Origin of the sequence: Parabacteroides distasonis ATCC 8503 (assembly GCF_000012845.1) — a bacterium.
GTDB classification, from domain to species: Bacteria; Bacteroidota; Bacteroidia; order Bacteroidales; family Tannerellaceae; genus Parabacteroides; species Parabacteroides distasonis.
On sequence record NC_009615.1, the window covers coordinates 4091892 to 4104256 of the forward strand.

Genomic DNA, 12365 nt, shown 5'->3' on the forward strand with positions numbered 1-12365 from the left:
ATGAAACAACAAACAAAGAGACTTCTGAAGAGTTTATGTATGGCTGTCGGTATCATTTTATTGAGCGCGGTCGATCCGTTGGCCGGATATGCGGCAGAACGTACTATAGATATAAAGCATCTGGGCGAAGGGCAAAGCATTGTCCGTGTGGATGCGCGAGCCAAATATTTGTTGCTTCCGGTCGAGGAGTCCTCGCCGGAATCCAAGTTGTATATGATTGTCGATAATGACGTGGTACGGACTTTCAATGTTCGTTTGGCGGTGAATAAGGTGGATTATTTCGTTCCGGTAGATCTCTCGGGGTATGCGGATAAGCATATCTCCTTCAACTTCCAGCTTGCCCCGGAATCGGCTCTTTGCTGGAAAGAGATGAAGCTATCCGATCAGTTTGATTCGTCTAACCGGGAGAAATTCCGTCCGGCCTATCATTTCTCGCCGGCTTGGGGATGGATGAATGATCCGAACGGCATGGTGTACAAGGATGGTGAGTATCATTTGTTCTATCAATACAATCCGTATGGCTCGATGTGGGGGAATATGCACTGGGGGCATGCGATCAGCAAGGACTTGATTCATTGGGAGCATCAACCGGTGGCGATCGCCCCGGATGCCTTGGGTACGATCTTCAGCGGTAGCTGTGTGGTGGATAAGGATAATACCGCGGGGTTTGGCGCTGGCGCTATCGTGGCTTTCTATACCTCGGCCAGCGACCGGCAAGTGCAGAGTATGGCCTATAGCTTGGACAACGGCCGAACGTTCAAGAAATATGACCGGAATCCGATCCTTACTTCTACGCAACGTGATTTCCGTGACCCGAAAGTCTTCTGGCATAAGGAATCCAATAAATGGATCATGGTACTCGCCGTAGGGCAGGAGATGCAACTCTATTCTTCTCCCAATTTGAAGGACTGGACGTATGAGAGCAGTTTCGGGGAAGGACAAGGAGCGCATGCGGGCGTTTGGGAATGCCCGGACTTGATCGAGCTTCCGGTGAAGGGCACGGAATTGAAGAAGTGGGTCTTGATCTGTAATATCAACCCCGGTGGTCCGTTTGGCGGCTCCGCTACCCAATATTTCGTAGGTGCGTTCGATGGGAAACAGTTCGTGAATGAATCCCCGGCCTTGACCAAATGGATGGATTACGGCAAGGATCATTACGCTACGGTAACTTGGAGTAACGCCCCGGAGGACCGGAAGATCGCCTTGGCTTGGATGAGCAATTGGGAATACGCGAATAACGTGCCGACCTTGCAATACCGGAGTGCGAATTCGGTTCCTCGCGACTTGGTTCTTTATACGAAAAACGGGCAGACGTACTTGAGCAGCACCCCGTCTCCCGAGGTGTTGAAGTTGAGAGGGAAAGCCCAGAAGAAAGGTTCCTTCAAGGTGGACCGCTCCCATGAGGTCAATCCGGTACTTCCCGATCCGACGGGAACCTATGAGATCGAGATCAAGTTTAAGAACAACGGGGCCGATATCATGAGCTTCCAGCTGTTTAACTCGAAAGGCGAGGAGGTGGAGATGCGTTATAATCTTCTGGATAATACGTTCACGATGGATCGCCGTAACAGCGGGATCACGGATTTCAGCAAGACATTCGCCACGGCTACCTCGGCCCCGATCTCCGCCGCTAAGGAATATACCTTGCGTTTGCTGGTAGATAAATCCAGCATAGAGGCTTTCGACGGGAATGGGGAGTTTGTCATGACCAACCTAGTCTTCCCGGAAGAACCGTATAATCGCATTAGCTTTCATGCCAAGGGAGGAGCGTTCACGGTTACGTCATTAACCATTTATCCCTTCAAATAATTAAAAACAAAATATATCATGGAAAAGAGTAAACCTGTAGTAGTAGGCATTGGTGAATTATTGTGGGATGTCTTCCCGGACGTGAAGAAAGCCGGTGGAGCGCCGATCAATTTTGTGTATCACGCTACCCAATTAGGAGCGGAAGGTTATGCGATCAGTGCCGTGGGCAACGACGTGTTCGGAACCGAGATTATTCAGGAATTGGATAAGAACGGTATCGATAGTAATTATATCAGTACGGTGGAATATCCGACCGGAAGCGTGATGGTAGAGCTAAAGAACGGCATCCCTTCCTATACGATCATCGAAGGTGTGGCATGGGATCATATCCCGCTTACCCAAGCGTCTATCGACCTGATGAAACGTGCGGACGCCGTATGCTTCGGAACATTGGCGCAACGTGCTGCGGAATCTCGTGAGACGCTTCGTACCTTACTTTCTTATATGCCTAGTCATGCCTTGCGCTTCTTCGATATCAATATCCGCCAGCATTTCTACTCGAAGGAATTGATCGAATCGTTGCTCGAATTGGCGAACGTATTCAAGATCAATGATGAGGAATTGGAAATGCTTCGCCCGATGTTTGGTCTGGAAGGCACGATAGAGGATATGTGTCGCTGGTTCATGAAGAAATATGGTTTGCGCTATTTGGTACTTACGGCCGGGGCGGAGTATAGTACGATCTTTTCCGAGGAGGAGGTCTCTACGATTCCTACCCCGAAGGTACAGGTGGTAGATACGGTAGGCGCCGGCGATTCTTTCTCCGGGGCGTTTATTTCATCGATCTTAACCGGAAAACCTTTACGTGAGGCACATGAGAAAGCGGTAAAAGTAGCCGCTTATGTTTGTACGCAGAGTGGCGCATGGCCTGCTTACCCTAAAGATTTATAAGCCATGAGCGAGAAGACTTCATCCTTGAAATTGATTCCCGTGATGTTGGCGTTCTTCGCCATGGGATTCGTGGACTTAGTGGGAATCGCCTCTAATTACCTGAAAGCGGATTTAGGCTTGAGTGATTCGGAGGCGAATATCTTCCCGTCGCTCGTGTTCTTCTGGTTCTTGATCTTCTCCGTCCCGACGGGGATGTTGATGAACCGTATCGGGCGGAAGAAGACCGTGTTATTGAGCTTGATCGTAACGTTTCTTTCGCTAATGATCCCGATCTTCGACGACGCATATATGGTCATGTTGATATCCTTCTCCCTGTTGGGTATCGGCAACGCTTTGATGCAGACTTCCTTGAACCCGTTATTATCGAATATCGTAAGCGGGGATAAACTAGCTAGTTCTTTGACATTCGGTCAGTTCGTGAAGGCGATCGCCTCCTTCTTGGCGCCTTATATCGCTATGTGGGGAGCTACCCAAGCGATACCGTCGATGGGACTCGGTTGGCGTGTCTTGTTTCCGGTCTATATGGTGATCGCCGTGATCGCTATCCTGCTATTGGGAGCTACCACTATCCATGAGACCAAAGAGGAGGGGCGGCCCTCCACCTTTGGCGAATGTCTGGCTTTGCTGGGCAAGCCTTTTATCCTGCTTTGCTTTATCGGTATCATGTGCCATGTGGGGATCGATGTAGGGACGAATACGACCGCCCCGAAGATCTTGATGGAACGTCTAGGCATGACATTGGCCGACGCAGGCTTCGCCACGAGCCTGTATTTCATCTTCCGTACGGCGGGATGCTTCTCCGGGGCTTTTATCTTGCGAAAAGTCTCTCCGAAAGGATTCTTTGCCTTTAGTGTTTTCTTGATGTTATTGGCGATGATCGGTTTGCTGCTATTTCATTCGAAAGAGATCATCTATGCTTGTATCGCCTTGATCGGCTTTGGAAACTCGAACGTCTTCTCCATTATTTTTGCCCAAGCCCTGCTTTCTATGCCGAATAAGCAGAATGAGGTGTCCGGTTTGATGATTATGGGACTGTTTGGCGGCACGATCTTCCCGATCTTTATGGGCGTGGCATCCGATATGTTGGCTTCTCAAGTAGGAGCGGTGCTGGTGTTGTGCGTGGGTGTAGCCTACTTACTATTCTTTACGTCTAAGTTAAGTAAACAGTGAAGGTGATAAGCTTTTATACGGTACTATAAATCTTTTGTTAGGGAGTATTTTAATTATATGTTTGCGAAGTTGGAAATCTTTATTACTTTTGTTAATTAAAAGATTCGCAAACAAAAAACGTATATTTATGATAGATACGAAACAATTGATCAAAGCAGGGGAAGAGAAGATGACGTTCGCCATTGAGTATCTGGACGAGCAATTGTCTCACATTCGGGCTGGTAAGGCTAATCCGAAAATCCTCGATTGTGTGAAGGTAATGTATTATGGGGCGCCTGTTCCTCTTACTAACGTGGCTACGGTGACGGTTCCAGACGCACGGACTATCATGATCACTCCGTGGGAGAAGAAGATCATCCGCGATATTGAGAAAGGTATTCTGGATTCTGAGTTAGGTATCACGCCGGAGAATAACGGTGAGGTGATCCGCTTAGGTATTCCTCCGTTGACTGAGGAGCGTCGCCGTCAATTGGTGAAACAATGTAAGCAGGAGGCGGAGAATGCGAAGATCAGCGTTCGTAACGCTCGTCGTGACGCTATTGAGGCTTTGAAGAAAAGCATCAAGTCTGATGGGGTTCCCGAGGACGTAGAGAAAGACGCCGAGGCAGAGGTTCAGAAAATCCATGATAAGTTTATCAAAAAGATCGATGAGCTTTACGCCGCTAAAGAAAAAGAAGTAATGACCGTTTAAATAATTGAAAGTTGAAACTTGAGAATTGAGAATTAAGGAACCCCATTGAGTCCTTATTCCAATTCTCAATTTTCAATTCTCAATTTTCAATTCTCATGAGGGGACTGGTAATAAAAAACACAGGTAGTTGGTATACGGTCCGTACGGAAGACGGGCGAGATATAGAGAGTAAGATCAAGGGTAACTTTCGTCTGAAAGACATAAAGAGTACCAATCCGGTCGCGGTAGGAGACCGTGTCGTAATCGATATTAATAAAGAAGGAACCGCTTTTATTACAGAGATCGAGGAGCGTAAGAATTATATCATCCGTCGTGCCTCTAACTTATCGAAGCAATCGCATATTATCGCCGCGAATTTGGATCAGGCGATGCTGATCGTTACAGTGAATTATCCTATAACAACAACGATATTTATCGATCGCTTCTTGGCGACAGCCGAGGCTTATCGTGTCCCCGTTAAATTAGTTTTCAATAAGATTGATCGTTATAATAATGAGGATCAAAGGGCGTTGGAGTGTTTAATCGAGTTGTATACCTCGATTGGCTATCCCTGTTCGACGCTATGTGCCCGGACCGAGGAAGGTTTGGATGCCTTGAAAGCGGATCTAAAAGATAAGATTACGCTTTTGTCCGGCCATTCGGGTGTCGGAAAATCCACGATTATCAATAAACTGGTGCCGGGGGTGAATCTCCGTACCGGTGATATCTCCGAATATCATAACAAAGGTATGCATACGACCACCTTTTCCGAGATGATTCCTCTTCCCGGGGGAGGCTATTTGATCGATACTCCGGGTATCAAAGGATTTGGAACGATCGAGATGGCGGACGCTGAGATCTCCCATTATTTCCGGGAGTTGTTTAAATACTCGGAAGAATGCCGTTTCAATAACTGCACGCACCGTCATGAACCGGGCTGCGCCGTCATTCAGGCCGTTAACGATGGGCTAATCAGCGAGTCCCGCTATAAAAGCTATCTAAGTATCTTGGATGATCGCATGGAAAGCAAGTACCGGGAAGAATTCTAACACATTATTATAACATCAAACGGCCGGCAGGCTCATACCGGTGATTTTACGGTATAGATCGAGCGCATATACATCGGTCATGCCGGAGATATAATCGAGTACGCATTGTATCTTGCCATATGTAGTAGGAGCGTTTGTGTCGTATTGCTCCGGTATCCGTTGTAAGAGCAGTTTGCTGTAAGCATGCTCTTGGTTCATCACGGCCTCGGTCAAGCTGTCGATCAGATGGCTGAAAATATGATAACCGGCTAATTCAATGTCGAGCACTTCTTTTGCCTTATATATTTTCTTGTATGCTGTAGCCGAGCAATTAGCGTAAGCCTGTTTGGCTTGATCGCATATGTTACTGATTAACGGAGTGCTGTAGGTACCATTGAGGATGCTTTCCTCGTTCTCTAAAAAGACACGGGAACATTCATCCACTAATAGCCCGATAATACAAGAACGCAGATAGGCGATTTGCTCATTGGTATCGTCTACCATATGCATGACCTTGCGGATATGCTCCAACCGCTCTCCTTCGAAAAATCCCAATAATAGCTGTATGGCCTCTTCGGTGGTCAGGATATGCAGTTTGCAAGCATCTTCTATATCCATTATTTGATAGCAGATATCGTCTGCCGCCTCTACTAAATAAACTAACGGGTAACGAAGAAATTTGTCTGGGGCTTCCGGGCTATGTCCGATCCCTAGCTCTTGGGCGATTTGCAGATAACTTCCCTCCTCCGATTGGAAAAAGCCGAATTTCCCTTTCTTTCCTGAATAGATGGATGCGTAAGGATATTTGATGATAGAGGCTAATGTGCTATATGTTAAGGCAAATCCCCCTTTTCTGCGTCCAATGAACTGATGGGTCAACAACCGCATGGCGTTTGCGTTACCTTCAAAATGGACGAAGTCTTCCCAGCGTCCCCGTTCCTTCCGTACTTTCTCTTCTAGTTTTCGCCCATTCCCTTCGGAGAAGTAAGCGGAGATCGCTCTCTCTCCGGAATGCCCGAATGGAGGGTTTCCCATATCATGGGCAAGGCAAGCGGCTGATACGATGGAACCTATCTCTGGGAAGTTGATACTGCCGTCCGGATATTTTTGGATAAGCCCTTTCGCTACGTTATTACCCAATGAACGTCCTACGCAGGATACTTCCAGACTATGTGTAAGTCGGTTATGCACAAAGATACTTCCCGGCAGGGGGAATACCTGTGTCTTGTTTTGTAGTCTTCGGAAAGGGGATGAGAAAATTAAACGGTCATAATCTCGTTGGAAATCAGTTCTCTCATGTTTCCGCTCGTGATACTCTTCCATCCCAAAACGCTTGCCGGATAATAGCTGGGTCCAGTTCATAGTCAATACATTAATATATATATATCGCAAATGTAGAGATAATCTGTGCAAATCATTGAATATTTGTGGAAGAAATTAGAGTTAATGGTTAATTTCCTGATTGAGTTGTTTTCGAAGCTTGTAAATAGAGCTGTAATTTTATTCCAAGATGATAGTCAGATAGTGATTGGATGTTATAGGAGGAAGAAGATAATGAAGGAAAATTATGTTAATTGAAATTTGTTGTTAGTTTCATTAGAACTAAATCAAATTAACATATTTAATTTATTGAGGCATGATGAAAATTTGACTATGTGTTATCGCAAACACCTGAAAAAGTGAGGAACATACTGATTTTTGTTACGTTTTAACTTGTATGTATAGTTATTATATATATATTTGTCTGTCAAAACATGAAAACGACTTAGTTCTAATGATACTACGTTGTTATTATTATTTAAAATATAACCGTTTGATTTTAAATAGAAAGAGATTTTTGTATGAATATAATAATAACTTTAAACAAAAAAGAGTAAATGCCTATGCACTAAAAAAGAAAGAAAAGAGAGCCCGATCTCTCTAAAAAGAGTATGAAAATTAAAAAAGCACAAATGTAGAATCACTTAAATCAAAAACGATTTTTCATGAGAAAGTCATTTATCTTATTATTGGCGTTTTTTCTGTGTGTTACAGGATATGCACAGAAACTAACGATTAGTGGTGTCGTCATTGACAAGGATCTAAATGAACCACTAACAGGAGTGAACGTGTTAGTAAAAGGTACTACAACCGGTACCATTACTGATTTTGATGGAAAATATACCTTAGAGGCTGACGCAAACTCTATTTTGGTATTCTCTTATTTGAGTATGAAAACGATTGAGGAGCCAGTGAATGGCCGTACGAAAATCGATGTTACGATGGTTTCAGACGCAGAGGCTTTGGATGAGGTTGTCGTAACAGCGATGGGTATCAAACGTGAATCAAAGACTTTGACTTATTCCGCACAAACGGTAGGCGGTAAGGACTTGAACGAGATTAAGAATGTGAATATGATCAACTCTTTACAAGGAAAGAGCGCTGGTTTGCAGATTACCCCGAACTCTACGGGTGCGGGTGGTTCTTCTAAGATCTTATTCCGTGGTAATAAGTCTATTAGCGGTAGTAACCAACCGTTGATTGTTGTGGATGGTGTCCCTATGATGATGAGCGTATCTGATTCGCAGGTGAAGATGGCCTATGGCGGCGAACGTGATGGTGGTGACGCTATGTCTACTATCAATCCGGATGATATCGCGCAGATTACATTGTTGAAAGGTGCTTCCGCCGCTGCTTTGTATGGTGCGGTAGCGGCCAATGGTGCTATCATGATTACGACAAAATCCGCACAAGCCGGTAAGGTCGCTATTAATGTATCTAGTAATACGACGGTCGAATCAGCCATGTCTTTGCCGAAATTCCAAAATAATTATGGTATGAGTGACGAGGGCACATTTAGCTGGGGAAGTAAATTAGGAGCTACATCTCCGAATTACGCACGTAAATTCTATCAACCGGGTTATACAACGAATAACTCTATCTCTTTATCTGGTGGAACGGAGAATATTTCTTCTTATTTCTCTTACGCGAATGTCTCATCGAATGGTATTATGCCGGAGAATGATTATTTAAGTCATAATTTAATGGCTAAGGTTGGCTTTAACTTGTGGAAGAAAGTACATGTGGATGTAAGTGCCCGCTACAACAAGCAGCATATCGAGAATCAGCCTTCTGCCGGTTATTTGAATAACCCGATTACAGGTGCCTACCTGTTCCCGAGAGGTGAGGATTGGGATTACTACAAGAGTAACTATGAAGTATATGACGGGGTTCGTAACGTGAATGTTCATAACTGGACGAATACGAAACAAGAGCAATTCTCCAATCCTTACTGGATGTTGAATCGTCAGACTCCTATCACGGACCGTAACCGTTATGAATTTGGTGGTAGTGTTAAATATGATATCATGGAAGGTCTTTCTGTTACGGGGCGTTTGCGTTATGAACGTGGTGATGAAAAATGGATCTTGAACGAATATGCGTCTAGTACCGCGGGACGAAATTTATTGGGTACCATGAAAGATACCCGGACTTTCAGTGAGCAAACATATGCCGATGCGTTAGCAAGTTATAATAAAACTTGGGATGAGACTTATTCATTGTCCGTTACTGCTGGTGGTAGCTTTACGAAGACAAGCGCATCTAGCATCGAATTGATCGGTTGGGGTGATAAGGAGTTTAAAGTAAATAACGGTGTGATAACCCCGGGTGCTTATTATCCGAACATCTTCTCCCCGAAGAACTATTATACGATGCAAACCACAGAGACTCTGAAAGAAAAACGCTTGAACTCTGTGTTCGCTACTGCTCAGTTTGGATATAAGGAAGGTTTGTTCTTGGATGTCAGCGCTCGTAACGACTGGTCTTCTTCATTGGCGTTTACGGATGGTGTATCCTTTTTCTACCCGTCTGTTGGTGTAAGTGCTCTATTGGATAAATTCTTGGACTTTGGAAAGAATGTAGACCTATTTAAATTGCGTGCTTCTTATTCTATCGTGGGTAACGATGTGCCTATCTATGCTTCCAATAAACGTTATACGATTGGTGACCAAGGATCTATCGACCCGCCAGAAGAAGCTGCTTTTAGAACGTTGAAGCCAGAGAAGACGAACTCTTTAGAGGTTGGTTTTGATGGAACTTTCTTCCAGAATCGTTTCAATGTAAACTTGACGTATTATAAGACCAATACGAAGAATCAATATTTTAATATTACCGCTCCTTGGGAAACTGGTTTGAAGAACCGTTATATCAATGCCGGTAACGTAGAAAACCAAGGTTTTGAGGTTAGCTTAGGTTGGTATAATCAGTTTACGGACAATTTCAGCTGGAGTACGAATTTCAATTTCTCTTACAATAATAATAAAATCATTGAATTATCGAATGAGTTGAAAGATTGGACATTAGCTAGCTATTGTACAGGTGCGAAAGTGATTTTGACTGAAGGTGGTCATTTTGGTGACTTATATGTTCGTGATTTCAAGAGAGACGATAATGGTAAGCCGGTGAAAACTGAATCTGGCGCTCCTGAGTTGGGAGGTACGGATAATAAGGATTTGGTATATGTCGGTGATATGAACGCAAAAGTAAACATGGGTTGGACTAACACGTTCCATTACAAAGATTTTACATTGTCATTCTTGATTGATGCTAAGGTCGGTGGTAAGGTCTTGTCAATGACGGAAGCTACCTTGGATGGTTGGGGCGTATCAGAGCGTTCGGGTGCCGCTCGTGATGCAGGTGAAGTTGTGATTGATGGTGTTTCATTTGATCCTAAAGCATATTACACGACGACTGGAGGTACAAGTTATAACTCTAATATCTTGACTTCTCAGTATGTTTACAATGCGACTAATGTTCGTTTGCGTGAGTTGTCATTTGGTTATACGTTCCGTAACTTATTTGGAGCGAATAAGAATTTGACGGCTTCTATCATTGGACGTAATTTGTTCTTCTTCTATAAAGATGCTCCTATGGATCCGGATGTAGCGGCTGGTACAGGCAATGGCTGGCAAGGTGTGGATATGTTTGCGTTGCCAACATCTCGTAGCTTTGGTTTGAATTTAAAACTTAATTTCTAAATCTTGAGTATATCTTATGAAACTAAATAGAATTTTAAAATATGCCGCTGTATCGGCTTTGGTAGTATCTACCGGTGTTATGACCATGGGCTGTACAGATAATTTTGAAAATTTAAATACTGATCCCTATGAGGTTGATCCAGATGAACTTCCGTTCTCTGCCCAATTTAAGGAGCCATTCTCTTATGTCTATGCTCCGCAGCAGAACTTGTTCCAATATTGCTTCAACCTAAATATTGATTTGTTTAGCGGCTACTTCATGACTCCACATAACTTTAATGGTTCCGGTAATGTTGATTATGCGTTGAACCGTGGTTTCTGTGGTGGTATGTATGAGAATGTATATCTTCATATTTTCAACAATACCCGTCGTCTGATTGCTTCTTGTGATGAGCAAGGCTTAAGTGATTATGGAGCGATGATGCGTGTCGTACAAGCTTATGCGATCCAGATGTTGACGGATGCCTATGGCCCAGTGGCCTATAGTTCTGTTATCGAAGATCCTACGGGTGGAGCTTCTTTCTCTTATGATACTCAGGAAAGTGTCTACAATGCTTTGTTTACTTTGGTGGATGAAGCGATCGCTGGATTTAAGGGAACTGCATCTGTTGCGGATATGCAAGCATTTGACTATTGGTGTAATGGTGATATCGCTTTGTGGAAGAAGGTCGCTAATCAATTGAAACTACGTTTGGCTATGCGTATCGTAAAGGTGAACCCTACATTGGCGAAGCAAAAAGCGGAGGAAGCCGTTCAAGGAGGCGTATTGACTTCCGCTGATCGTGATATCTTGATCAACCAAGGTTTGAGCAATGAGTTGACTCGTATGTTTGAGTGGGGTGATTGTGGAATGAATGCTAGCTTAATCACGATGTTGGAAGGTTTCAAAGATCCTCGTTTACCTTTGTATGTGACCAAGAATCAAGCGGCTGTTACTTGTGAAGATGGCTCGACAATTGAGGAGGGGACAAAGTATCTTGGTGTTCGCGGCGGATGTAACTTACCTTCTAAGCCAAATCAATGGGGTAATTTCTCTAAAGTGATTTGCACTTATACGACCGCTTTCCCTGTCATGAAAGTTGCTGAGGGTTATTTTTTACGTGCTGAAGGTGCTTTACGTGGCTGGAGCATGGGAGGTAGCGCTAAAGATCTATATGAGGAGGGCATTCGTATTTCTATCAAGAACGAATTGGCTTATAAGGGCAGTATTGCAGGTGTAACTTCTATCTCAGATGCGGAAATAGACGCTTATCTCAATGGAACCAGTGGACAGATTGACTTTGTTGACCCGGTTAAGGCGGAAAATAGTATAAAGGCGATGAATACACTAGGTGTTAAATGGGACGAAGGTGCTAGTAAGGAGGAGAAGTTGCAACGTATCATTACTCAGAAATGGATCGCTAACTTCCCATTGTCTTGTGAGGCTTGGGCTGAATACCGTCGTACAGGCTATCCTAAATTATTCCCGAATCGTGTAAACTTGAGTAACGGTGATATCAATACTAACGAACAAGTTCGTCGCTTGATCTACTCAGATACGGAAATTAACACCAATAATGCGGAATTACAGAAAGGCATCGAGCTGCTGAATCAAGAGAATACGGGTTCGATCTCTGGTGATAAAGGTGGTACTCATGTATGGTGGGACAAAGCTGGTGTAGGTAATTTCTAATCGGCATTAATAGGTCTTATTGTTAAATAATATGTAATGAAAGGGCTTCTTCGAGTTTGCGAAGAGGCCCTTCTGAATTTTGTACTACTTTAGAAGGATAAATCTAA

8 protein-coding genes are annotated in these 12365 nt (G+C 44.0%); 7 read left to right on the forward strand and 1 reads right to left on the reverse strand.

The features are described 5' to 3' along the window. The 5 genes from BDI_RS16850 to rsgA all read left to right on the forward strand — a co-directional run bounded on the left by BDI_RS16850 (window position 1) and on the right by rsgA (window position 5589). Window positions 1–1809: a DUF4980 domain-containing protein gene (locus BDI_RS16850; protein ID WP_005859755.1), complete on the forward strand. Its 1809-nt coding sequence runs from the start codon at window positions 1–3 to the stop codon at window positions 1807–1809. A gap of 18 nt (window positions 1810–1827) precedes the next feature. Further along, the gene (locus tag BDI_RS16855; protein WP_005859753.1) at window positions 1828–2700 is read left to right on the forward strand and encodes a carbohydrate kinase family protein; all 873 of its coding nucleotides are present in this window, start codon (window positions 1828–1830) and stop codon (window positions 2698–2700) included. Window positions 2701–2703: 3 nt separating this feature from the next. Continuing rightward, entirely contained in the window at window positions 2704–3870 is a 1167-nt protein-coding gene (locus BDI_RS16860) for an MFS transporter (protein WP_011967292.1), read from the forward strand. Between the two features lie 127 nt (window positions 3871–3997). Next, window positions 3998–4561 carry a ribosome recycling factor gene (gene frr, locus BDI_RS16865; protein ID WP_005859749.1) on the forward strand — a complete coding sequence of 188 codons (564 nt, stop codon included), beginning with the start codon at window positions 3998–4000 and terminating at the stop codon, window positions 4559–4561. Between the two features lie 95 nt (window positions 4562–4656). Beyond that, window positions 4657–5589, forward strand: a complete 933-nt coding sequence (gene rsgA / locus BDI_RS16870) for a ribosome small subunit-dependent GTPase A (RefSeq protein WP_011967293.1) — start codon at window positions 4657–4659, stop codon at window positions 5587–5589. 15 nt (window positions 5590–5604) lie between these two features. Here the strand turns inward: rsgA and dgt are convergent, their stop codons facing one another. Next, window positions 5605–6930, reverse strand: a complete 1326-nt coding sequence (dgt, locus tag BDI_RS16875) for a dGTP triphosphohydrolase (RefSeq protein ID WP_041525613.1) — start codon at window positions 6928–6930, stop codon at window positions 5605–5607. 623 nt (window positions 6931–7553) lie between these two features. Here dgt and BDI_RS16880 point away from each other — a divergent pair. Further along, window positions 7554–10586 carry a SusC/RagA family TonB-linked outer membrane protein gene (locus BDI_RS16880; protein WP_005859741.1) on the forward strand — a complete coding sequence of 1011 codons (3033 nt, stop codon included), beginning with the start codon at window positions 7554–7556 and terminating at the stop codon, window positions 10584–10586. A gap of 16 nt (window positions 10587–10602) precedes the next feature. Continuing rightward, window positions 10603–12258 (forward strand): SusD/RagB family nutrient-binding outer membrane lipoprotein, encoded by a 1656-nt coding sequence (locus BDI_RS16885; protein ID WP_005859739.1) that lies wholly within the window; start codon window positions 10603–10605, stop codon window positions 12256–12258. Window positions 12259–12365: the final 107 nt, after the last annotated feature.